Source organism: Microbacterium sp. AG1240, assembly GCF_003635115.1.
Taxonomy (GTDB): Bacteria; Actinomycetota; Actinomycetes; order Actinomycetales; family Microbacteriaceae; genus Microbacterium.
The window spans coordinates 356,197-377,977 of the sequence record NZ_RBXJ01000002.1; the positions used below are offsets into that span (position 1 = coordinate 356,197).

Annotated in this window: 22 protein-coding genes and 1 tRNA gene; 12 read left to right on the forward strand and 11 right to left on the reverse strand. The window is 70.2% G+C overall.

The genetic code is table 11. The annotated features are described in order from the left end of the window. Nucleotides 1-10: 10 nt before the first annotated feature. Nucleotides 11-931 carry a DMT family transporter gene (locus tag DEU34_RS10255; protein WP_121150075.1) on the reverse strand — a complete coding sequence of 307 codons (921 nt, stop codon included), beginning with the start codon at nt 929-931 and terminating at the stop codon, nt 11-13. Nucleotides 932-994: 63 nt separating this feature from the next. Between DEU34_RS10255 and cysS the strand changes: the two genes are divergently transcribed. The 3 genes from cysS (at nt 995) to DEU34_RS10270 (ending at nt 4,131) form a co-directional block, all read left to right on the forward strand. Beyond that, nucleotides 995-2,422, forward strand: a complete 1,428-nt coding sequence (cysS, locus tag DEU34_RS10260) for a cysteine--tRNA ligase (protein ID WP_121150076.1) — start codon at nt 995-997, stop codon at nt 2,420-2,422. Further along, nucleotides 2,415-3,422 (forward strand): 23S rRNA (guanosine(2251)-2'-O)-methyltransferase RlmB, encoded by a 1,008-nt coding sequence (gene rlmB, locus DEU34_RS10265; protein ID WP_121150077.1) that lies wholly within the window; start codon nt 2,415-2,417, stop codon nt 3,420-3,422. The genes cysS and rlmB overlap by 8 nt, the downstream gene beginning before the upstream one ends. A gap of 67 nt (nt 3,423-3,489) precedes the next feature. Continuing rightward, nucleotides 3,490-4,131, forward strand: a complete 642-nt coding sequence (locus tag DEU34_RS10270; protein WP_121150078.1) for an NAD(P)-dependent oxidoreductase — start codon at nt 3,490-3,492, stop codon at nt 4,129-4,131. Nucleotides 4,132-4,239: 108 nt separating this feature from the next. On the opposite strand, the gene DEU34_RS10275 is transcribed toward DEU34_RS10270, so the two are convergent. Together DEU34_RS10275 and DEU34_RS10280 are read right to left on the reverse strand one after the other, a co-directional pair. Beyond that, nucleotides 4,240-5,544, reverse strand: coding sequence for a DUF4032 domain-containing protein (locus DEU34_RS10275; RefSeq protein ID WP_121150597.1), 1,305 nt, complete (start codon nt 5,542-5,544; stop codon nt 4,240-4,242). 105 nt (nt 5,545-5,649) lie between these two features. After that, nucleotides 5,650-6,753, reverse strand: coding sequence for an ABC transporter ATP-binding protein (locus DEU34_RS10280; protein WP_116647594.1), 1,104 nt, complete (start codon nt 6,751-6,753; stop codon nt 5,650-5,652). Between the two features lie 254 nt (nt 6,754-7,007). On the opposite strand from DEU34_RS10280, the gene DEU34_RS10285 reads away from it, so the two are divergent. Together DEU34_RS10285 and DEU34_RS10290 are read left to right on the forward strand one after the other, a co-directional pair. Next, on the forward strand, nt 7,008-8,003 hold the full coding sequence (locus tag DEU34_RS10285) for a thioredoxin domain-containing protein (protein ID WP_121150079.1): 996 nt from the start codon (nt 7,008-7,010) through the stop codon (nt 8,001-8,003). 33 nt (nt 8,004-8,036) lie between these two features. Then, a tRNA-Thr gene (locus DEU34_RS10290) sits at nt 8,037-8,112 on the forward strand. 118 nt (nt 8,113-8,230) lie between these two features. On the opposite strand, the gene DEU34_RS10295 is transcribed toward DEU34_RS10290, so the two are convergent. Further along, a complete protein-coding gene (locus DEU34_RS10295) occupies nt 8,231-9,187 on the reverse strand; it encodes a putative zinc-binding metallopeptidase (RefSeq protein WP_121150080.1) in 957 nt (318 codons plus the stop codon). Nucleotides 9,188-9,334: 147 nt separating this feature from the next. Between DEU34_RS10295 and DEU34_RS10300 the strand changes: the two genes are divergently transcribed. Together DEU34_RS10300 and DEU34_RS10305 are read left to right on the forward strand one after the other, a co-directional pair. Then, entirely contained in the window at nt 9,335-9,691 is a 357-nt protein-coding gene (locus DEU34_RS10300) for an ATP-dependent DNA ligase (protein WP_147424040.1), read from the forward strand. Nucleotides 9,692-9,694: 3 nt separating this feature from the next. Then, nucleotides 9,695-10,060: a hypothetical protein gene (locus DEU34_RS10305; RefSeq protein ID WP_121150082.1), complete on the forward strand. Its 366-nt coding sequence runs from the start codon at nt 9,695-9,697 to the stop codon at nt 10,058-10,060. A gap of 110 nt (nt 10,061-10,170) precedes the next feature. Here DEU34_RS10305 and DEU34_RS10310 read toward each other — a convergent pair whose 3' ends face one another. Together DEU34_RS10310 and msrB are read right to left on the reverse strand one after the other, a co-directional pair. Next, entirely contained in the window at nt 10,171-10,734 is a 564-nt protein-coding gene (locus tag DEU34_RS10310; RefSeq protein WP_121150083.1) for a nitroreductase family protein, read from the reverse strand. Next, entirely contained in the window at nt 10,731-11,138 is a 408-nt protein-coding gene (msrB, locus tag DEU34_RS10315; protein WP_121150084.1) for a peptide-methionine (R)-S-oxide reductase MsrB, read from the reverse strand. Before msrB ends, DEU34_RS10310 begins: the two co-directional genes overlap by 4 nt. A 74-nt stretch (nt 11,139-11,212) precedes the next feature. On the opposite strand from msrB, the gene DEU34_RS10320 reads away from it, so the two are divergent. The 5 genes from DEU34_RS10320 to groL all read left to right on the forward strand — a co-directional run bounded on the left by DEU34_RS10320 (nt 11,213) and on the right by groL (nt 15,259). Next, the gene (locus DEU34_RS10320) at nt 11,213-12,229 is read left to right on the forward strand and encodes a DUF2332 domain-containing protein (protein WP_259460112.1); all 1,017 of its coding nucleotides are present in this window, start codon (nt 11,213-11,215) and stop codon (nt 12,227-12,229) included. A 9-nt stretch (nt 12,230-12,238) separates the two neighbouring features. Continuing rightward, complete coding sequence (locus DEU34_RS10325; RefSeq protein ID WP_121150086.1) at nt 12,239-12,493, forward strand: DUF3263 domain-containing protein; 255 nt, start codon at nt 12,239-12,241, stop codon at nt 12,491-12,493. Nucleotides 12,494-12,528: 35 nt separating this feature from the next. Next, the gene (locus DEU34_RS10330) at nt 12,529-13,122 is read left to right on the forward strand and encodes a LytR C-terminal domain-containing protein (RefSeq protein WP_121150087.1); all 594 of its coding nucleotides are present in this window, start codon (nt 12,529-12,531) and stop codon (nt 13,120-13,122) included. A gap of 136 nt (nt 13,123-13,258) precedes the next feature. Next, complete coding sequence (locus DEU34_RS10335) at nt 13,259-13,459, forward strand: cold-shock protein (protein WP_121150088.1); 201 nt, start codon at nt 13,259-13,261, stop codon at nt 13,457-13,459. 180 nt (nt 13,460-13,639) lie between these two features. After that, entirely contained in the window at nt 13,640-15,259 is a 1,620-nt protein-coding gene (gene groL / locus DEU34_RS10340) for a chaperonin GroEL (RefSeq protein WP_116647586.1), read from the forward strand. Between the two features lie 60 nt (nt 15,260-15,319). On the opposite strand, the gene DEU34_RS10345 is transcribed toward groL, so the two are convergent. From DEU34_RS10345 to DEU34_RS10365, 5 genes are all read right to left on the reverse strand, one after another. Further along, nucleotides 15,320-15,607: a WXG100 family type VII secretion target gene (locus tag DEU34_RS10345; protein WP_121150089.1), complete on the reverse strand. Its 288-nt coding sequence runs from the start codon at nt 15,605-15,607 to the stop codon at nt 15,320-15,322. Nucleotides 15,608-15,822: 215 nt separating this feature from the next. Continuing rightward, nucleotides 15,823-17,451, reverse strand: coding sequence for a cell wall metabolism sensor histidine kinase WalK (locus tag DEU34_RS10350; protein ID WP_121150599.1), 1,629 nt, complete (start codon nt 17,449-17,451; stop codon nt 15,823-15,825). Nucleotides 17,452-17,608: 157 nt separating this feature from the next. Beyond that, nucleotides 17,609-18,301 carry a response regulator transcription factor gene (locus tag DEU34_RS10355; RefSeq protein WP_121150090.1) on the reverse strand — a complete coding sequence of 231 codons (693 nt, stop codon included), beginning with the start codon at nt 18,299-18,301 and terminating at the stop codon, nt 17,609-17,611. Nucleotides 18,302-18,356: 55 nt separating this feature from the next. Beyond that, nucleotides 18,357-20,006 carry a DNA repair helicase XPB gene (locus DEU34_RS10360; protein WP_116647582.1) on the reverse strand — a complete coding sequence of 550 codons (1,650 nt, stop codon included), beginning with the start codon at nt 20,004-20,006 and terminating at the stop codon, nt 18,357-18,359. Between the two features lie 52 nt (nt 20,007-20,058). Beyond that, complete coding sequence (locus DEU34_RS10365; protein WP_121150091.1) at nt 20,059-21,780, reverse strand: helicase-associated domain-containing protein; 1,722 nt, start codon at nt 21,778-21,780, stop codon at nt 20,059-20,061. Nucleotide 21,781: the final 1 nt, after the last annotated feature.

The following is a 21,781-nucleotide window of genomic DNA, read 5'->3' on the forward strand; positions in this document are numbered from 1 at the left end:
GTGGAAGACCTCACCCCTCGACGGCGAAGGGCGCCGGATCGCGGCGTGGGCGGGATCCGACGGCGAGGAGCACCAGCCCTGCGCCGAGGACCGCGAGCCCGCCGACGGCGAACGGAGAGAGGCGTTCGCCGAGCAGCGCGACGCCGAGCACCCCCGCGGTCAGGGGTTCGGCGAGAGTGAGGGTCGCCGCCACCGAGGCGGTGAGGCGGCCGAGGCCCCACGTGAAGAGCGTGTAGGCGACGGCGATCGTGGCGAGCCCCAGCCAGAGCGACATCGCGACCCCGCCGGGCGCACCGAGCCACGACAGGTCGACGAACGGCAGCGCGGCGACGGCCACGACCGCCGAGGTCGCGCCCATCGCGCCGGCGACGGTGAAGGGGTCCCATCCGCCGTCCATGAGCCGGCGCTGGGCGTTCGCGAAGACGGCGAACGAGGCGCCTGCCCCGACCGATCCGACGAAACCGATCGGGTCGGCGCCCGCGCCGCCGTCGGCGCCACCGACGCCCAGCAGCACGACACCGACGAGAGCGAGCGCCGTCGCGGCCGCCCAGGCCACGGAGGGACGGCGCCTCGTGAGGGCCCACTCGATCAGTCCGGCGATGACGGGCGCCGAGCCGAGCGCCACCACGGTGCCCACGGCGACGCCGTTGCGCTCGGTGCCGAGGAAGAAGAGCGGTTGGTACACGGCCAGACACAGGCCGGTGACCGCCATGAGTGCGAAGGCGCGCGGGGTCGGGCGCGGCGGGGCCGATGCGCGACGGCGCGACCGCGCCCCGAGCGTCAGCCCGATCGCCGCCAGCGCCGTGCCGCCGATCGCGAGCCGCATCGCCCCCACCGCGAGGGGCGTCGTGTCGGCGGGACCGAGTGCCTGAGACGTGCCCGTCGTGCCGAAGAGGACGGCGGCGGCGACCACGGCGATCAGGGCGAGCATCCTCCAGTTCTATCGGCTCCCGGGCGCCCGTTGCGCCACGAGGGCCCCGGGTAGGCTGGAGCGGTGACTCTCCGGCTGTACGACACGAAAGCGCAGGCCCTGCGCGACTTCGTCCCACTCGACCCCGGAAACGTCTCGATCTACGTCTGCGGCCCGACCGTGCAGTCAGGACCCCACATCGGTCATGTGCGCGCGGCCCTCGCATTCGACATCCTGCGGCGCTGGCTCGCGCACCGCTTCGGTCGCGTCACGTTCGTTCGCAACGTCACCGACATCGACGACAAGGTGCTCGCCAACGCGACCGACGTGGAGCCCTGGTGGGCGCTCGCCTACCGCATGGAGCTCGCCTTCTCCCGCGCCTACGCCGCGATCGGCATCCTCCCGCCGACCTACGAACCGCGCGCCACGGCGTCCATCCCGCAGATGCAGGAGCTCATCGAGCGACTCATCGACGCGGGGCACGCCTACCCCTCGGCGGAGGGCGCGGATGCCGCGGGCGACGTCTATTTCGATGTGCGGTCGTGGGGCGACTACGGCTCGCTGACCCACCAGTCGCTCGACGCGATGGAGCCGGCCGCCGATGCCGACCCCCGCGGCAAACGCGATCCTCGTGACTTCGCCCTGTGGAAGGGCGCCAAGGCGGGCGAGCCCGCCAGCGCGGTCTGGGACTCCCCGTGGGGCCCCGGACGCCCGGGGTGGCACATCGAGTGCTCCGCCATGTCGCGCCGCTACCTCGGCGCGGAGTTCGACATCCACGGCGGCGGACTCGATCTGCGCTTCCCGCACCACGAGAACGAGCTCGCCCAGTCGGCCGCCGCCGGAGACGCGTTCGCGCGGTACTGGGTGCACAACGGCCTCGTCACCGTAGACGGCCAGAAGATGTCGAAGTCGATCGGCAACTTCGTGCTCGCCGACGACGTGCTCTCCGAGCGCGATCCGCTCGTCGTACGCTACGCGCTCGGCGCTGCGCACTACCGGTCGAGTCTCGACATCTCCGATCGCGCCTTCGACGAGGCCGAGGCCGCGCTCGAGCGCATCCGCACCTTCCAGGAGCGCGCGGTGCGTCTGCTCGCCCCCGAAGAGGGCGGACGGAAGATGGATGCTGCGGTGCCCGACCGCTTCGCCGCTGCCCTCGACGACGACCTCGGCGTGCCGCAGGCGCTCGCCGTCATCCACGAGACCGTGCGCGAGGGCAACCTCGCGCTCGACGCCGGAGACAGCGACGCGGTCGCCGGCGCTTTCGCCGCCGTGGTCGTCATGACGGGCGTCCTCGGCATCGACCCGCTCGACCCCCGATGGTCCCACGACGGCGACGGCGCCGATGCCGCCGCCCTCGACGCCCTCGTGCTCACCATGATCAACCAACGCGCCGATGCGCGCGCGAGCAAGGACTGGGCGACGGCCGACCGCATCCGCGATGCGATCGCGGCGGCCGGCATCGTCCTCGAAGACGGTCCCGAGGGGACCCATTGGAGCGTGAACCGTGGCTAATTTCGGAAACCCGTCGGCCGGGCGTGGCAAGAAGAAGGGCCCGACCAAAGGCACGGGCGGCAAGAACAAGCGCGCCCTCGAGGGGCGCGGACCCACCCCTAAGGCCGAGGAGCGCGCCTGGCACCCCGCGGGCAAGCGCAAGGCTGCCCAGGAGCGCCTCGCCGCCGCCGGCGGCGGCAAGGGCGGCCGCCCCGCCGTGCGGGCGACCGGAGGCAACGCCGGCCGCGGCGGCCGGCCGAAGCAGGACGACGACACCGAAACGGTCACCGGTCGCAACTCGGTGCTCGAGGCGCTGCGGGCGAAGATCCCCGCGACGGCGTTCTACATCGCCCAGCGCGTCGAGATGGACGACCGCGTGAAGGAGATGCTCTCGATCGCAACGAACCGGCAGATCCCCGTGCTCGAGGTCACCCGTCCCGAGCTCGACCGCATGGCCGGGTTCGACGGTGTGCACCAGGGCGTGGCGCTCAAGGTGCCGCCCTACGAGTACGCGCACCCGCAAGACCTGCTCGAGCAGATCATCGACCGGGGAGAGCTGCCGTTGCTGGTCGCCCTCGACGGGGTCACCGACCCGCGCAACCTCGGTGCCATCATCCGCTCCACCGCCGCTTTCGGCGGGCAGGGCCTCATCATTCCGCAGCGGCGCTCCGCCGGGGTCAACTCTGCCGCCTGGAAGACGAGTGCGGGAGCCGCCGCCCGCATCCCCGTCGCCCTCGCGCCGAACCTGACGGCCACTCTCAAAGACCTGAAGAAGCAGGGCGTGTTCGTGCTCGGTCTCGACGGCGACGGCGACGTGTCGCTGCCGGCCCTCGACCTCGCCGACCGTCCCGTCATCATCGTGGTGGGCTCCGAGGGCAAGGGACTGTCGCGTCTGGTCACCGAGACCTGCGACCAGATCGTCTCCATCCCGATCTCGACGGCCACCGAGTCGCTGAACGCCGGGATCGCAGCATCCGTCGCCCTGTACCAGGTCTCCACTCTCCGCTCCGTCCGCGAGTGACGCCGTCGGCGGGGCTCCTCCCGCCCAGGCCCGCTCGATGATCCGCACACCGATCGAAGGGAACGTCATGGCTCGTATCGCCGTCATCGGAGGAACCGGCTACGCCGGCAGCCACATCGTCACCGAGGGCGTCCGCCGCGGTCACACGGTGGTCTCGGTCGCACGCACCGTGCCCAACGAGCGCGTCGAGGGCGCGACCTACATCGAGGGCACCCTGCTCGACGTGCCGAACCTCGTCGCCGAGCTGCAGGGGGTCGACGTGGTCGTGTCGACCGTGCCCGGCCGTGGCGACATGCTCGGAAAGGTGCGTCCGGCCGTCGCCGAGCTCGTCGCGGCTCTGCCCGACACGGTGCGCATCGGCGTCATCGGCGGCGCGGGCGGAAGCCTCGTCGCCGAAGGCGGACCGCGGCTCATCGACACCGAGGGCTTCGCCGAGGAGTACAAGCCCGAGGCGCGGGAGGCCATCGAGATCCTCGAAGACCTCGAGCAGACGCCGGCCTCGCGCGACTGGTTCTACGTGCACCCCGCCGGCGGTTTCGGTGCGTGGGCTCCGGGCGAGCGCACCGGCTCGTACCGCGACGGCGGCGACGTGCTCGTGACCGACGCCGAGGGCGAATCGTTCATCTCCGGGCCCGACCTGGGCGTTGCCGTGATCGACGAGATCGAGTCGCCGAAGCATCCGCGCGGCCGCTTCACCGTCGGCTACTGACGCCCTCCCGACCCCCCACTGACGCCGAGACCCGTTCGCGCCGGCGAGACCCTGACATCATGCGCGGGTCTCGCCGGGCCGAACGGGTTTCGCGGTCAGGGCGGCGGGTCAGACCAGGTCGCGCCAGTCGATGTCGTCGGCGGGGTCGGGGGTCGGGATGCTGCCGGTGACGACGGGGATCGTCAGGGTCTCGGTCGACGGGCCCATCAGCGTGGCCTCGTCGCGGCGGTGGCGCAGCACGTCGTCGATGTAGGAGGTCAGCACCTCCGCCAGCGGCACGGCGCGCCCGCGGGCCTGCGACATGTACCAGCGGTGCTCCAGCACCTGGTGGAACACCTCGGCGGGCTCGAGCTTCGCCCGCAGGTCGAAGGGGATCGCCATGACGATCGGCTCGAACACGCGGGTGAGCCATTCGTGGGCGACCATCTCCTCGTCGGCACCCAGGCGTGAGATGCGCGCGCGGAACTCGTCGAGGTCGTTCAACAACCGGCGGGCCTGATTCTCCTCGACGTCCAAGCCGGTCAAGCGGATGAGGCGCCGCTGGTGGTGCCCGGCGTCGACGACCTTGGGTTCGATCGCCACGCGCGTGCCGTCGGAGGTCGTCTGCATCGACATCTCGCCGATGTCGAATCCCAGCGCGTTGAGGCGCTGCACCCGCTCGGTGATGCGCCACGACTCGTCGACCGTGAAGGTCTCCTGGTCGGTGAGGGCCGCCCACAGCGACCAGTACGACGACATGATGCCGTCGGCGATCTGCACCGCGTCGATGCCGCCCTCGAGGCGTCCGCCGGCCTCGAGATCCATGATCTCGCCGGCGATGTTCGTGCGGGCGACGTCCAGATCGTGCTCGCGCTGGCCGCGCGTCAGGCCGCCCTCGTGCAGTTCGCCGGTCTCGGCGTCGACGAGGTAGGCGGCGAAGGCGCCCGCGTCGCGGCGGAAGAGGGTGTTCGACAGCGAGACGTCGCCCCAGAAGAACCCCACGTTGTGCAGGCGCACCAGGAGCACCGCGAGGGCGTCGACGAGCCGCGTGGCGGTGTCGGGACGCAGCACCTGGGTGAACAGCGCGCGGTAGGGCAGCGAGAAGCGCAGATGCGCGGTGACGAGCGCCGCGGGGAGGGGCTCGCCGTCGGCGTCGGTCCTGCCCGCGATCACCGCGACGCGGTCGACGCACGGGGCGTCGAGGCGGGTGAGGTTGCCGAGCATGTCGTACTCGCGGCGCGCCATCTCCTCGGTGGTCTCCTTGATCGCGACCACGCGGCCCGACAGGTTCGCGAACCGCACGAGGTGCCGGGAGAGGCCCTTCGGGAGGAACACGATGTTGCTGCTCGGCCAGTCGGCCAGCGGCGTCGACCAGGGGAGGGCGAGCAGCCCCGGGTCGACGGAGCTGGCGGTGATGCTGAGGGAGTCGGACACGAGACCTTCCTTCACGAAAGACGCGGCGCGCCCGTCGGATCCTTCGATGGAATCGAGGACCGACGGACGCGCCGCGACGGTGCTTCTGACGCTGTGCGTGCCGGCTTAGGCCGAGGCGATGGCCTTGTCGTTGAGGCGCTCGCCCGAGTCGGCGTCGAACGCGTGCACGTGACCGGCGCTGGCGGCCAGGGTGACCGTCTCGCCCGCGTTCGGGTGGCTGCGGCCGTCGACGCGCGCAACGAGGTCGGCGCGCTTGCCGTTGATCTCGGTGTGGCCGTAGAGGTAGCCGTCTGCGCCGAGTTCCTCGACGAGGTCGACGACCACCGAGAGGCCCTTGCCGTCGGCGGGGCCGACCACGATGTCTTCGGGGCGCACGCCCACGGTGACCTGGCTGCCGTTGGCGCGGCCGACGGTGTCGCGGTCGAGCGGCACGACCTCGGTGCCGAAGCGCACGCCGCCCTCGGCGAGGTCGGCCGAGAACAGGTTCATGGCGGGCGAACCGATGAAGCCGGCGACGAACACGTTGTTCGGCTTCTCGTAGAGGTCGCGCGGGGTGCCGACCTGCTGGAGGATGCCGTCCTTCAGAACCGCGATGCGGTCGCCCATGGTGAGAGCCTCGGTCTGGTCGTGCGTGACGTAGACCGTGGTGACGCCGAGGCGACGCTGCAGCGACGCGATCTGGGTGCGGGTCTGCACGCGCAGCTTGGCGTCGAGGTTCGACAGCGGCTCGTCCATGAGGAAGACCTGGGGCTGACGCACGATGGCGCGGCCCATGGCGACGCGCTGACGCTGACCACCCGAGAGCGCCTTCGGCTTGCGGGTCAGGTACTCCTCGAGGTCGAGGAGCTTGGCGGCCTCGAGCACGCGGGTGGCGCGCTCGTCTTTGCCGACGCCGGCGATCTTGAGCGCGAAGCCCATGTTCTCGGCGACCGTCATGTGCGGGTAGAGCGCGTAGTTCTGGAAGACCATCGCGATGTCGCGGTCTTTCGGGGGCACATCGGTGACGTCGCGGTCACCGATGAGGATGCGACCGTCGTTGACCTCTTCGAGGCCCGCGAGCATGCGCAGCGACGTGGACTTTCCGCAACCGGAGGGGCCGACGAGCACGAGGAACTCGCCATCGCTCACCTCGAGGTTGAGCTTGTCGACCGCGGGGCGCGTGCCACCGGGGTACAGACGGGTTGCGTTGTCAAACGTGACGGACGCCATGTTCTCTTCTCCTTCACCGGCAGGTACGTGCCGGACGATCCGTAGTGATGGAATGAGCGGGGCGGATGAGCCCCGTGCGCACGGCTTCGGGCGCAGGGTCATTATGTCACGACCCGGACCCGCTCGGACGGGGCCCCGGATCGGCCGTGCGTCTGGGCTTTTCCCAGCCTGCCTGGCTAGCATCGTCATTCGACCGCGTTCTCCTGCGGCACGCTGGGATCCGAGCCCGGCGCACGTCTTTTCCAGAAGGTTTCATGTCCAACGACGAGTCCCCGAACGTGCCCGCGAAGCGCGACCGCCGAGAGGCCGTCCGCGAGAAGGCGCAGCAGGTTCAGACGAAGCAGTCTCGCCTGCGCATCCTGCGCGGCGTGCTGATCGGTGTGGCTGCGCTCGTCGTCGTCGGCGGTGCGGCCTTCGGTGTCGCGTGGGCGCTCGACTCCACAGCATCCACCCCCCAGGCCCAGCCCGAGAACGCGTCGCAGGACGGATTCACCGTCTCCGACGTCACCCCCGTCGGCGGCGGCGACGGATCGATCGAAGGCGCCACCCCGGTGCCCGAACCGACGGATGCTGCGATCCAGGGCGAAGCCGCGCCGACCACGACCCCGACGGCCGCCCCCGCGGTCGACATCCGCGTGTACGTCGACTACCTCTCCACCGGCGCGCGGGAGTTCCAGCTCGCCAACCGGTCGCAGCTCTCGCAGTGGGTCAGCAGCGACACCGCGTCGCTGACCTACTACCCCGTCGCGATGCTCACGGCGAAGTCGAACGGCACGAAGTACTCGCTGCGTGCCGCGAGCGCGGCCGCCTGCGTCGCCACGCACTCACCCGAGCGGTTCTTCGATTTCAATAACGAGCTGCTGCGCGCCCAGCCCGAGATCGACACCGACGGGCACTCCGACTCGGAACTCGCCGACCTCGCGCAGGGTTCGAGCGTCACCGACCCCACCACCGTGCGCTCGTGCATCGAGAACGAGGAGTTCGCGGCCTGGGCGAAGGCGGCGACCGATCGCGCTCTCAAGGGGCTGCCCGACACCGAGGGGCTCACGCTCGACAGCATGCCCAAGGTGCTCGTCAACGGCACGCCCTACGTGGGCAAGCTGAGCGATCCGAAGGAGTTCCAGCAGTTCGTCTTCGCCGTCGCGAGCGACGCCTACTTCCGCACCGCCACGCCGACGACCACCCCCGCCGAGACGGCCGCTCCGGCGGAGACCGCGGCTCCCGAAGAGACCGCCACCGTCGCTCCGTAAGGCGTGGCCGCGCGCCGATAGACTGGGCGCTCCGCCGGCTTGGCGCAATTGGTAGCGCACCGTACTTGTAATACGGGGGTTGCAGGTTCAAGTCCTGTAGCCGGCACCACACACCAGGGCATCGACCCGCACGTTGTCATACGGGGGTTGCAGGTTCACGTCCTGTAGCCGGCACCCTGAGGTGGGCGTCGACCCGCACGTTGGCGCCAGTCCCATCGCTCCGCGCTCTAGCGCCGGCGCAGGGAATCGACGAAGACGAGCTTCTCCACGACCCTGCGGGGAAGCACGAAGGGATACAGGTCGCGCTGCCCGAGCGAACGGTTGACGACGTTCATGGATGTGGCGAAGGGCGACCACACCTCCGTGACCAGGGTGTCGAACGCCAGGTCGGGATCGATCGGCGCGACGAGGTCGAATGCGACCGCGGTTTCGAGGGTGTCGTGGATGTGCAGGTAGTGCGCCCACGTCTCCGCGAAGTCTTCGTACGGGTGCATGGTCGCGTACTCGCTGATGAACCGGTCCTGCCAGTCGTCGGGAGAACCGTCGGCGTAGTGGCGATCGATGGCCTCTTGGTAGTCGGCGCGCTCGTCGCCGAAGAGGTCTCGGGCCTCGTCGATGCGGGGAGTGGACTCGACCAGGCGCCACTCGAAATAGTGCCCGGTCTCGTGGCGGAAGTGGCCGAGCATCGTGCGGTACGGCTCGGCGAGTCGGCGCCGCACCTTCTCGCGATAGCTGTCGTCGCCCTCCGCCAGGTCGATCGTGACGACCCCGTCGGCGTGCCCGATGGTCACATCGGCGTCCACGCTGGAGAGAAGATCGAAGGCGAGCCCGCCCTCCTCATCGGCGGCTTTGCCCACCACCGGGAAGTTCAGCCGCGCGAGGTCGCGCAGCAGGTGTCTCTTCGACTCCTCGGCGACGGGGAAGAGCGACAGGCCCTCGAGGTCGTCGTCGGCGGGACGGGTGCGCGTGAGGGCGCAGCTCTGGCAGAGCTCCGCGTCGCGTGAGACGAGCCAGGTGCAGCCCGCTCTCCCGGCGTTCGCGCAGCGCGACCAGGGCGACGACGCCGACACGGATGCCACGCGGTCGTCCTCCCACACGTACCCGAGCTGCGTACCGCATCGCACGCAGACGGAGGAGTCGAAGAACACCTCGTGGCCGCACACCTCGCATTGAAAGCGCTTCATCCGCCCGCACCGTCCTTCCCGTCCACGACGTTAGACCGGTTCGATCGCGCCACCGGTCCGCTTCGCCCGTGCTGCCGCGGGTGGTATGGGTGCGCGTGAGACGGTCGGCTCGGAGCGATGTCGGAGGTCGGTCGTAGCATTCGTCCCGTGGGACGACTGACATACAACAACGACGCGAAATCCAGCTACGACATCCCCGACGAGATCCTGCTGCCGCTGCGCATTGTGGTGGCCACCAAGCTCCGGCGGTCCGAAGCGTTCATGCTCTCTGTGGGGCTCGAAGGAACCGGGGGCTACCGCAGCCTGTGGATCGCGCCCTCCGTGCCGCTCATGATCCAGGTCTACGCGGCACGCGTCGACAAGATCGACCGCGAGATCTTCGACAAGATGCTCGACGAAGCCCACAGCTCCAACGGCTTGGACCTGCGGGGTTTCACCGGGTTAGTGCATTCGAGCGGTCGGCGCAATGGCGCACCGGGAGGGAACGGCCTCGTCCACGCTTGAGGCATGCGTTGCATCACTTATGCCGGAGAGACCGTGCTCACCACCGACGACGTGGCACAGGCCCTCGTCACGCTGACCGCCGCCGTCGCGAACGACGGCCAGGCCGAGGCGGTGCGGATCCCGATCGTGATCGAGAGCACCGGCGAGCAGAGCGAGGCAGAACTCGTCATCGGGGTCGGCAACGATGTGCTGTCGGCGCCGACCGACTGGGACGGCGAGGTGCCCGACTTCTCCGACGCCGCGGCTCGTCTGCAGAGCCACCGCAGCTTCCCTCGGCGTGTGGACAGCGCCGACGAGACACAGGCCTCGGAGCAGCACGTCTCCGACGCCCACTGGGACATCGAGTTCAACGGGTTCCGCACGTCGTGACGTCCTGACGTGTCCGGGGCCCCGCTGAACGGCCCGGCGCGCGAAGGACGCTCTCGCCCCCCGGAACGTTCGTTCGTCCGGCCCGGTCGGCGGCGACCGCCCACTCGACGCTAGGAGTCGTCTCGACGATCCTTCTTACGGACGGGCATCCGCGAGAGGTGGCGGGTGGCGTCGACGATCTTGCGGCGGGCCTCGCGCTTCACCGGAGGCTTGCCGCCGACATAGAGCCAGCCCAGCAGCTCCTCGTCCTTCTCCAGGCCGTGCGCCTTCGCGACGGCCTTGCTGCGGGTGTAGTCGCCGGTGCGCCAGAACACGCCCCATCCGGCGTCGTCGAGCAGCAGGCTCAGCATGTGGGCGACACCGGAGGCCACGGCCTCCTGCTCCCAACGGGGCACCTTGCTCTTGCGGTAGCTGGCGACCACGGCGAGCAGTAGGGGCGCGCGCATCGGCTTGGACGAGGCGCCCTTGTGCCCGGTGGCCTTGTTCATCGCCCGGCCGAGCACCTCGCGGTCGTCGCCGCGCAGTTCGACGATGCGCCAGGGCCGCAGCGACGAGTGGTCGGCGACCCGCCCCGCGGCGGAGACGAGGGCCTCCAGCTCGGCGCGGGTCGGCGCGACATCGGTGACCTTCGACCACGATCGACGCGAGCGGACGGCCTCGAGCGTCGCGCTCATGCGTCGTCGCCGGGCGTGAACTCCAGCGCAAGCGAATTCATGCAGTAGCGGTCGCCGGTCGGCGTGCCGTAGCCGTCGGGGAAGACGTGGCCGAGATGCGAGCCGCAGTTCGCGCAGCGCACCTCGGTGCGCACCATGCCGAGCGTGTTGTCGGCGATCAGTTCGACCGCCTCGGGACGCACCGACTCGTAGAAGCTCGGCCAGCCGCAGTTCGAGTCGAACTTCGTGCCGCTCTGGAACAGTTCGGCTCCGCACGCGGCGCAGGCATAGAGCCCCGCGCGCTTCTCGTCGAGCAGTTCGCCCGTCCAGGCGCGTTCGGTGGCGGCCTGACGGAGCACGGCGTACTGGTCGGCGCCGAGCTCTGCGCGCCACTCCTCGTCGGTCTTGCTGACGGCGTATGTCATCTGCGGATCCTTTCCACTTCTATTCAACCCGATGCCGCGCGGTGCGGGCCCGGCCTTGCGACGAAGATGGGGGAGTGGATCAGGATGCTGCGACCGCCCTCGACGCCGCGATCGTCGCGAGGTACCGCCGATTCGCCGAGGTCGAGGCGCCGGGGCGTTCCTCCCTCTACGCTGCGTGGGCGGCGGGGGTCGCGTCCGACGCCGGGGTGCGGGCGATCCTCGCGCGCATCCCCGAGACGCATCGGCAACCGCCCCTGGTGTTCGCGGTGACCCGCCTGCTCGGGGCGCCGGAGAGCGACTACCGCGCGTGGGCCCACTGGGTGGACGCGCACGCCGCCGCCGTCGTCGCCGAATGCTCGGCGCGCAGCATCCAGACCAACGAGCCGCTGCGGTGCGCGGCACTGCTGCCCGCGCTCTCGCTCGTCGACGGCCCGATCGCCCTTCTGGAGGTGGGGGCGAGTGCCGGACTCTGCCTCTACCCCGATCGGTACTCCTATCGCTACGCCACCGACGAGGGGGTCGTGGCGCTCGACCCCGCCGCGGGAGTCAGCGCCGTCGTGCTCGACAGCGCCCTTGACGACAGTGCCCTCGTCGGCGCGCCCCCGTTGCGCATGCCCGAGATCGTCTGGCGGGCGGGGATCGACCTGCACCCGCGAGACGCGCGCGATGCCGACGACCGCCGTTGGATCGAAGGGCTCGCGTGGCCGGGGGAGACCGGCCGCGTCGAGCGGATCGCCGCCGCGCTCGACATCGCCGCCGCCGAGCCCGCGCTGATGGCAGCGGGCGACGCATCCGTGCTCCTCGCCGAGATCGCCGCGCTCGCCCCCCGCGACGCCACGCTGGTGGTCACCACCCCGGGCGTGCTCGCGCACGTTCCCCGTCGCGACCGCGCGGCGATGATCGCCGCCGCGCGCGCGGCCGGACGGTGGATCACGATCGACGAACCGGGACTGCACGACGGGTGGACGGCCGTGCCCGAGCCCTGGCCGGGGAGGTTCGCTCTCGGCCTCGACGGAGAGATCCTCGCCGCTGTCGACCCGCTCGGTGCGAGCGTGGAGTGGCTGCGCGGAAACACCGCGACGCCGAGCTAGCGTGAGGGGGTGCCCCTCTCCGATCGCGATCGCGCGCTGCTCGCCTTCGAGGCCGAGTGGCGCCGGCACGACGGTTCGAAGGAAGAGGCGATCCGTGCCGACCTGGGCATGCCGCCGGCTCGCTACTACCAGCTGCTCGGACGCCTGATCGATACGGCCGACGCACTCGAGCACGATCCGATGCTCGTGCGCCGACTCCGCCGCCTCCGCGAGGCCCGTGAGGCGGCGCGTGCCGCGCGAGTGACGCGCACGGCGTCACGCTGACAGGTCTCCTGGGCCCCGCCGGGTAGCATCGTCGGGTGCCGAACCCGACGTATCCGCGAGACCGCTTCGACGACCTCGCAGACGAGACCGGTCGTGTCGGAGCGCACCGTTCCGAGAACCCCCGCCTGCGCGGCGGCGTGATCCTGCTGTGGGCCGTGGTCGCGACCATCGTGCTCGTCGCGGCGGGGATCTTCGGCTCGCTGGTGGTCTCCGGGCGCATCTCGCTGTTCCCGACGACCGCGCCTACGGCCGCGCCCCTTCCCGAGGTGGCCGCCGTCGTCGACACCAGCTCGACGGTCATCGTCCTCAACGCGTCGGGGCAGCAGGGACTCGCCACGCAGACGAAGGACGTGCTGGTCACGGCGGGCTGGAACGCCGAGTCGGTGCTGCCGGGTGACGCGGGCGGGTCGTTCGAGACGACCACCGTCTACTACTCGCGCACCGACGACGAGGCGGCGGCGATGGGGGTCGCCGACGTGATCGGCGGGGCGCAGGTCGCCCAGAGCTCGCAGTACGACGCCTATCCGGTCGAAGACAACCCCGCCACCGAGGCCGACGAGACCCAGGCGGTGCGCCTGGTGGTCGTGATCGGCGCCGATCGGGTCGCCGGAGCGACTCCCGCGCCCTGACGCCCGGTTCGCGGGGCCTGTGTTTCCGGCGGGTAAACACTTGGATGCACGCGTGTCACAGTATGCCTCCCGACGGTGATCGGCCGGGTGGGGCGTGCCTAACATGGGGCTCGTCGCACAGCATCAGGAGAGTCGCATGACCCAGGGCACCGTCAAATGGTTCAACGCCGAAAAAGGCTTCGGCTTCATCACCGCGGGTGATGGCCAGGACGTCTTCGTCCATTACTCGAACATCCACATGACCGGCTTCCGCGTCCTCGAGGAGGGCCAGGCGGTCGAGTTCACGGTGGGCGCCGGGCAGAAGGGGCCCCAGGCCGAATCGGTGCGCGTGGTCTGACTCGTCGTCGCACGTCTTCGCCGCAGCATCCCGTGTCGGATGCTGCGGCGTTTCTCTTTGCGTCGGGGCGCTCGCCGCAGCTTGCACTCCCTAGGGGAGAGTGCCAAGATGGGATTAGCACTCGGCTTCGCTGAGTGCTAAAGACTCTGTCTACCCAACGTCCGGGAGGGACGACAAAACATGGCAAAAATCATCGCTTTCGATGAGGAGGCCCGTCGCGGTCTCGAGCGCGGCCTCAACATTCTCGCCGACGCCGTCAAGGTGACGCTGGGCCCCCGTGGCCGCAACGTCGTGCTCGAGAAGAAGTGGGGCGCTCCCACCATCACGAACGACGGCGTCTCGATCGCCAAGGAGATCGAACTCGACGACCCGTTCGAGAAGATCGGCGCCGAGCTCGTCAAGGAGGTCGCCAAGAAGACCGACGACGTCGCCGGTGACGGTACGACGACGGCCACGGTGCTCGCTCAGGCACTCGTTCGCGAAGGCCTGCGCAACGTCGCAGCCGGCGCAGACCCCATCTCGCTCAAGAAGGGCATCGAGAAGGCCGTCAAGGCCATCACCGACGAGCTCCTCGCCAGCGCGAAGGAGGTCGACGGCAAGGCTCAGATCGCCGCGACCGCATCGATCTCGGCCGCTGACCCCGCCATCGGCGAGCTCATCGCCGAGGCCATCGACAAGGTCGGCAAGGAAGGCGTCGTCACCGTCGAGGAGTCGAACACCTTCGGAACCGAGCTCGAGCTCACCGAGGGTATGCGTTTCGACAAGGGGTACATCAACCCCTACTTCGTGACCGACCCCGAGCGCCAGGAAGCGGTCTTCGAAGACCCCTACATCCTGATCGCGAACCAGAAGATCTCGAACATCAAGGATCTCCTTCCGATCGTCGACAAGGTGATCCAGGAGGGCAAGGAGCTCCTCATCATCGCCGAGGACGTCGAGGGCGAAGCTCTCGCGACTCTGGTGCTCAACAAGATCCGCGGCATCTTCAAGTCGGTCGCCGTCAAGGCTCCCGGCTTCGGTGACCGTCGCAAGGCGCAGCTGCAGGACATCGCGATCCTCACCGGCGGCCAGGTCATCACCGAAGAGGTCGGCCTCAAGCTCGAGAACGCCACGACCGACCTGCTCGGCCGTGCGCGCAAGGTCATCATCACCAAGGACGAGACGACCATCGTCGAGGGTGCGGGCGACTCGGCTCAGATCGAGGGTCGCGTGACCCAGATCCGCCGCGAGATCGAGAACACCGACAGCGACTACGACCGCGAGAAGCTCCAGGAGCGCCTCGCCAAGCTCGCCGGCGGCGTCGCCGTCATCAAGGCGGGTGCGGCGACCGAGGTCGAGCTCAAGGAGCGCAAGCACCGCATCGAAGACGCCGTTCGCAACGCGAAGGCGGCCGTCGAAGAGGGCATCGTCGCCGGTGGTGGCGTCGCACTCATCCAGGCCGGCAAGGTCGCCCTGGCGACCCTCTCGCTCACGGGCGACGAGGCGACCGGTGCCAACATCGTGCGTGTCGCGATCGAGGCCCCGCTCAAGCAGATCGCGCTGAACGCCGGTCTCGAGCCCGGTGTCGTCGCGAACAAGGTCGCGGAGCTCCCCGTCGGACACGGCCTCAACGCCGCGACCGGCGAATACGGCGACCTGTTCGAGCAGGGCATCATCGACCCGGCCAAGGTGACGCGCTCGGCGCTGCAGAACGCAGCATCCATCGCGGGCCTGTTCCTCACGACCGAGGCCGTCGTCGCCGACAAGCCCGAGAAGGCGGCGGCTCCGGCCGGCGACCCGACCGGCGGCATGGACTTCTGATCCACGCATAGTCGAAAAGAACGGCCCCTCCGCTTCGGAGGGGCCGTTCTTTCGTTGGAGTCAGCGGAAGAGGCTCGTGCTCGCCTGCTCGACGTCGGCGTACTGACGCCCGGCCGCGGTGAGGGCGCCGTTGATGTCGGCGAGGCTCTCTTCGACCTGACGCTGAGTCGTGCGCCAACGTTCGACGACCCCCTGGAACGCGATCGCGGCCGAGCCGGTCCACGAGCCCTGCAGTCGGGTGAGCTGAGACAGCAGCGCGGTCGACTCGGACTCGAGTCGGCCGACCGTGCCCTGCACGAGCGAGGTGGCGGTGAGCACCTCGTCGCTGTCGACGGAGAATCTGGCCAAGGGGGCTCCTTTCGATGGATGCCGCCACGCTAGGCCGCCGAGTACGGCCGCCCGCCCGCCGGTCGCGCCGCCGTGCACAGACGCCGGCGCGGGGCGCCTGGGGAGGGGCGAACGTCGCGTCACCGCGGGAGGGGATCTCACGAGCGGAGGATCGCTCGCGCCGCGAGCGTCAGCCGCCGGTGAGATCTCCTCCGCACGTTGCGCGGGAGAGGGCCTCAGCGGGAGGTCGGCAGGTCTTGCCGGGGCAGCGGCTGCGTGTCGAGCCCTTCGTCGGGTGCCTCGGGGGTGGTGTCGACGAGCGGGAGCGAGACGCGGAAGGTCGCGCCGCCGCCCGGAGTGTCGGTGACCGAGACGGTGCCGTTCAGCGCGTCGACGATCGACGCCACGATCGACAGGCCCAGACCCGCACCGCCCGTCTCTCGGGTGCGCGAGGTGTCGGCGCGCCAGAAGCGCTGGAAGATCTGGTCGCGGATCTGCTCGGGCACGCCCTCGCCGTGATCGATGATCTCGATCCAGCCCATGCCCGCCTCCCGATCGGCTCCGACGCGCAGACCGATGGGCGAGTCGTCGGCCGTGAACCGTCGCGCATTGCCGAGGAGGTTCGCGATGACCTGACGGATGCGGTTCTCCTCCCCGAGCACGATGGGCTCGACGACCTCGGGCTCCGGCTCCAGCACGAGATCCGCCTGCGTGCCGTCGGTGCGCGGACGGCGGCGCAGGCGCGAGAAGGTCGCGCCCGCGATGGCGATGGCCGACGTCGCCGGGATCGTTCGGCGTCGGCCGTCTGCGGGCGGCTTCGGTTCGGCGGGTTCCGTGGGTTCTTCGGGCACGGGAGGCGGCTCAGGGGCGGGGGGAGGGGTGATCTCGGTCGTGTCGTCGACCGTGACGACGCGCTGCGGCGATGCGGCGCGCAGGTCGAGCGCGGCGTCGCGGGCCAGTGGCCGCAGGTCGATCGGCACGATCTCGACGTCTCGTCTCTCGTCGAGGCGGGCGAGGGCCAGGAGGTCTTCGACGAGCACGCCCATGCGGATCGCCTCCTTCTCGATGCGTTCCATCGACTGCGCCACGTCGTCTTCGCTGCGGATGGCGCCCATGCGGTAGAGCTCGGCATACCCGCGCACCGTCACCAGCGGCGTCCGCAGCTCATGGCTGGCGTCGCCGATGAACCGCCGCATCTGGCGCACCGTCGCGTCGCGTTGACGAAGGGAGGCGTCGACGCGCCCGAGCATGGTGTTGATGGCGGCCTTCAGTCGGCCGACCTCCGTGCCGGGCACGACGTCGGCCATGCGCTGACTGAAGTCACCGGCGGCGATCGCCATCGCGGTCGTCTCCACCTGCCCGAGTCCGCGGAAGGTCAGGGTGACGAGATAGCGCGTCGCGATCGCGCTGGCGACGAGGATGAGCAGCGCGAGCACGCTGTAGATGCCCACGAACGTGCCGACCACGCGCTCGGTCGGAGCGAGCGACTGGGCGAGCAACTGCGTATAGAGGATCCCGCCGGGAGCCTCGAAGAAGTCCACACTGGCGTGGAAGGCCGAGCCGGTCTCGGACGCGGTCAGGGGGAATGCGGTCGTTCCCTGCACGGAGCTCCGCTCCAGGGTGAACGTCTCGGGGAGCAGTGGTCGGTCCGCGGCCGGCACGGTGCTCGCCACGGCCTCCAGGTCGCCGTCGGGGCCGTAGATGGCCAGGACGTTGCCGACGGGAGGACTGGTGTCGGTCGCGGTGAGACTGAGCACGCCGCCGAGGTTCTGGATGTCGAACACCGTGCTGCCGATGTCGGTCGTCACCGCCTGCTGGAGGCTGGCGTCGAGGTTGACGATGAGCGTGTTGCGCAGGAACGCCATCGTGCCCATGCCGGCGGCGAACAGCCCGATGGCGAGCAGGGCCACCGTGACCCCGGTGACCTTCGCGCGCAGGCTGAGGCCGCGCCACCAATGGGTGACGGCGTCGTGTGTGTCGCTCAGGATGACCCCCGATCGTGCCTCACGGCTCTGCGGTGGGTCAGACGGTCTTGCCCGCCTTGAGCATGTACCCGAAGCCGCGCTTGGTCTGGATGAGCGGCTCGGTGGAGTGCGGGTCGATCTTGCGCCGCAGGTAGGAGATGTAGCTCTCCACGATTCCCGCGTCGCCATTGAAGTCGTACTCCCAGACGTGGTCGAGGATCTGCGCCTTCGACAGCACCCGGTTCGGATTGAGCATGAGGTAGCGCAGCAGCTTGAACTCGGTGGGGCTCAGGTCGATCGAGACGTCGCCGATGGTGACGTCGTGGGTGTCCTGGTCCATGGTGAGCTCGCCCGCACGGATCACCGACTCCTCGTCGGCCTGCATCGTGCGGCGGAGGATCGCCTGGATGCGGGCGACGATCTCGTCGAGGCTGAAGGGCTTCGTGACGTAGTCGTCGCCGCCGGAGTTCAGACCCGTGATCTTGTCCTCGGTCTCGTCCTTCGCCGTGAGGAAGAGGATGGGCGCGGTGTATCCCGCGCCGCGGAGGCGCTTGGTGACGCTGAACCCGTTCATGTCGGGCAGCATCACGTCGAGCACGATGAGGTCGGGTTCCTCTTCGAGTACGGCCGAGATGGTCTGTGCGCCGTTGGCCACGGCCCGGACCTGGAATCCGGCGAAACGCAGACTCGTGATGAGCAGGTCGCGGATGTTGGGTTCGTCGTCCACGACGAGGATGCGCGGTGCGTTCATGGCCTCATTATCGCGAAGTCGATGATGGATGGGCTGATATCGAACGGATCGGCGGCTACGCGGCGGGCGCGAGGATGCCGTCGGCGTCGAGGATCGTGTACGCGTAGCCCTGCTCGGCGAGGAAGCGCTGCCGGTTCTGGGCGAAGTCCTGGTCGACCGTGTCGCGGGCGATCAGGGTGTAGAAGCTGGCCGTGTTGCCCGATTTCTTGGGGCGCAGCAGGCGCCCGAGGCGCTGGGCCTCCTCCTGGCGCGACCCGAACGATCCGGAGACCTGGATGGCGACGGATGCTTCGGGCAGGTCGATCGAGAAGTTCGCGACCTTCGACACGACGAGCACCGAGATCTCGCCGACGCGGAACGCCTGGAAGAGCTCCTCGCGCTCGGGGATCGGGGTCGCACCGGTGATCTTCGGGGCCCCCAGCGACTCGGAGAGCAGGTCGATCTGGTCGAGGTACTGGCCGATCACGAGGATGCGCTCGCCGGAGTGGCGCTCGACGAGTCCGCGCACCACGTCGATCTTCGCGGGCGCGGTGGCCGCGATGCGGTAGCGGTCTTCGTCGGCGGCCGCCGCGTACTCCATGCGGTCGCCGTCGGGGAGGTCTACGCGCACCTCGTAGCAGGCGGCCGGAGAGATGAAGCCCTGGGCCTCGATCTCCTTCCACGGCGCGTCGAACCGCTTCGGGCCGATGAGGCTGAAGACGTCGCCCTCCCGCCCGTCCTCGCGGACGAGCGTGGCCGTGAGTCCCAGCCGACGCCGTGCCTGCAGATCGGCGGTCAGCTTGAACACCGGTGCGGGCAGCAGGTGCACCTCGTCGTAGACCACCAGGCCCCAGTCGAGGGCGTCGAGGAGAGCGAGGTGGGCGTACTGGCCGCCGCGCTTGGCGGTGAGAATCTGGTAGGTGGCGATGGTGACCGGCTTGATCTCCTTCGCCTGCCCCGAATACTCCCCGATCTCCTCCGGGGTGAGCGACGTGCGCCGCAGCAGCTCGTCGCGCCACTGCCGGGCGCTGACGGTGTTCGTCACGAGGATCAGCGTGGTGGTCTTCGTGTCGGCCATGGCGGCCGCCCCGACGAGGGTCTTGCCCGCGCCGCAGGGGAGAACCACGACGCCCGACCCGCCCTCGGTGAAGGTGTCGACCGCCTGCCGCTGGTAGGGGCGGAGCGTCCAGCCGTCCTCGGCCAGGTCGATCTCGTGCGGGGTTCCGGGGGTGTAGCCGGCAAGGTCTTCGGCGGGCCAGCCGATCTTCAGCAGCTCCTGCTTGATGTGACCGCGCGCCCACGCGTCCACCGCGAACGAGTCGGGGGAGGGGCGACCGATGAGGAGCGGCTGGATGCGCTTGTTGCGGGCGACCTCGGCCAGCACCGCAGCATCCGTCGACCTCAGCACGAGCGCGCCCTCGGCGTCTCGTTCGATGACGAGGCGCCCGTAGCGGTTCACGGTCTCGCTGATGTCGATCGTCACCGAGGCGGGCACGGGGAAGCGCGTCCAGCGGCTCAGGGTGTCGAGCATGTCTTCGGCGGTGTGCCCGGCGGCGCGGGCGTTCCACAGCCCGAGGCGGGTGATGCGGTAGGTGTGGATGTGCTCGGGAGCACGCTCGAGCTCGGCGAAGACCGCCAGCTCGTGCCGGGCGCTCTCAGCGTCGGGGTGCGCCACTTCGAGAAGCACCGTGCGGTCGCTCTGGACGATGAGGGGGCCGTCAGCCATAAGGACCGATTCTACCGTGCGGGCAGGTCGTCGAGGCGGTGCGGTCGCCCGTTCACGCGACGGGGTGCACGCTCACGATGCTGCGCAGGGGCAGCGTGCGCTCGACGTCGGCGCCGCGGTCGCGTCCGCGCAGGCGGCCACCGCCGAGCCCGGTGGCCTCAAGGCGGAAGGTGCGCGTGCTGGAGTCGGGGAGGCTCACGACGACGTCGACGACGGCGCGGGCGCGCACCGCGTGATCGAGTTCGCGCTCGAGCCACGCGGCGTCGCCGTCCGAGCCGCCCGACCGCAGGCGCAGCAGGAGGGCCGCGTATTTGTCGGTCGTCGATGCGGGGGAGGGGTCGTCGGCGATCCGTGAGCGGTCGAGGGTGCGCGTCGACCCTGCGCCGTCGACGGCGATCACCGGGTAGCGGGCGTCGGCCAGGGCCCAGTAGACGCTGTCGGCGGGGACCCGCGAGATGAGGTCGTCGCCCTCGCGCACGAGGCCGAGCGAGCGCAGCGCCTGGTCGACGGCGATCGTCGCGATCGTCGCCGGATCTTCGCTCACGACACGGGTGAGCGCGGATGCTTCGTCGCGCTCGACGCGGATGAGACCGTGGCGGGCGGCCGTGCTCTCGATGACGTACGCGAGAGGCTGCGGGAGCCCCGTCAGAGACACCGTCTCGAGAAAGTCGCGCAGCGACTCCGCGGTCTCGCCGGCCGTGATCGCCGCGCCGATGGTCGTCGCGGTGAAGCGGTAGGTCGTCGCCTGGGCGCGCGACTCGCGGTTGGCCATCGTGCGCAGGCGCACGTCGAGCTCGGGGGCCAACGGACCGGGGGCGATGGCGGTGAGGTCGTTCTGCAGGTACAGCCGGTCGACCTCGGTCGGCAGCATCCGTGCCCAGACGTCGGCGTCGACACCCTCGCCGCGGGCGAGCGGGGCGACCCAGCTCGGCTCGGCGCCGGCCGGGGTGAACAGGCCCCAGGCGACCCAGCGGCGTCGCCACTGCTCGGCCACGGCCGGCCACGACCGCTGGAACGGGTAGGCGGAGGGCCATTCGACCGCGGGGATCCAGCCGCCGGTCGGCGAGCGGAGGGCTTCGGGCAGCGCATCGCGCAGTCGGAGGGCCAGCGTCTCCCAGCGGGAGGCGGTCGTCGCGTGCAGCCATTCCCGTCCGGAGCGCGTCACCAGCCAGGTGCGCTCGCGTCCGACGATGAGGCCGCCCGCGTCGGCGACCTCGACCAGGGGGTCGGCGTCTTCGGCCTGGGTGATGGCCCCCGCCTCCACGAGACGGCGTCGATCTACCGCGCCGAGAGTGCCCGACCCGATGCGCCCCAGGGGAGCCTCGAGGCACAGCAGCAGCAGATCGGCGAGGGATGCGGCGGAGGTGAACGCCCGTTCCGCGGCGGCGGCGTCGTCGTCGGGGGTCGAGTCGGGCCGCACGGCCTCGGTGGGTTCGATGAGGGGGAGGCGCTCGCGCACGACGTCGCCCACGGCCTGGAACACGTCGCCGTCGATCGTCGCGAGCGCGCGCGCGGCGAGGTCGGCGCGCGCGGGGGCGGCGACGGCGGCCTGCGTGGTCACGGCCTCGGCGAGGGCGACGGCTGCGGCGGACGGGAGCGCGTCGAGGGCGCGGCTGACGGCGCCGGGTTCGAGGAACGCCTCGGCGGCGTCGTAGAGATCACGCCACGTTGCCGTGGCAGAGACGCCTCGTACGGAGAGCAGCGTCGCGAGCTCCGCGTCGTCGCGCTCGGCGAGAGTGGACGCGAGCGCGCGTTGATCGGAGGCGGGAGGCATG

Bases quoted from the DNA above. Each gene is read 5' to 3' on its own strand.
- groL (WP_116647586.1), top strand. From the start codon at position 13,640: ATGGCAAAAATCATCGCTTTCGATGAGGAGGCCCGTCGCGGTCTCGAG.
- DEU34_RS10270 (WP_121150078.1), top strand. From the start codon at position 3,490: ATGGCTCGTATCGCCGTCATCGGAGGAACCGGCTACGCCGGCAGCCAC.
- DEU34_RS10360 (WP_116647582.1), bottom strand. From the start codon at position 20,006: ATGGCTGACGGCCCCCTCATCGTCCAGAGCGACCGCACGGTGCTTCTC.
- DEU34_RS10285 (WP_121150079.1), top strand. From the start codon at position 7,008: ATGTCCAACGACGAGTCCCCGAACGTGCCCGCGAAGCGCGACCGCCGA.
- DEU34_RS10355 (WP_121150090.1), bottom strand. From the start codon at position 18,301: ATGAACGCACCGCGCATCCTCGTCGTGGACGACGAACCCAACATCCGC.
- DEU34_RS10335 (WP_121150088.1), top strand. From the start codon at position 13,259: ATGACCCAGGGCACCGTCAAATGGTTCAACGCCGAAAAAGGCTTCGGC.
- DEU34_RS10310 (WP_121150083.1), bottom strand. From the start codon at position 10,734: ATGAGCGCGACGCTCGAGGCCGTCCGCTCGCGTCGATCGTGGTCGAAG.
- DEU34_RS10295 (WP_121150080.1), bottom strand. From the start codon at position 9,187: ATGAAGCGCTTTCAATGCGAGGTGTGCGGCCACGAGGTGTTCTTCGAC.
- DEU34_RS10305 (WP_121150082.1), top strand. From the start codon at position 9,695: ATGCGTTGCATCACTTATGCCGGAGAGACCGTGCTCACCACCGACGAC.
- DEU34_RS10350 (WP_121150599.1), bottom strand. From the start codon at position 17,451: ATGGCGTTCCTGCGCAACACGCTCATCGTCAACCTCGACGCCAGCCTC.
- DEU34_RS10255 (WP_121150075.1), bottom strand. From the start codon at position 931: ATGCTCGCCCTGATCGCCGTGGTCGCCGCCGCCGTCCTCTTCGGCACG.
- msrB (WP_121150084.1), bottom strand. From the start codon at position 11,138: ATGACATACGCCGTCAGCAAGACCGACGAGGAGTGGCGCGCAGAGCTC.
- DEU34_RS10365 (WP_121150091.1), bottom strand. From the start codon at position 21,780: ATGCCTCCCGCCTCCGATCAACGCGCGCTCGCGTCCACTCTCGCCGAG.
- DEU34_RS10280 (WP_116647594.1), bottom strand. From the start codon at position 6,753: ATGGCGTCCGTCACGTTTGACAACGCAACCCGTCTGTACCCCGGTGGC.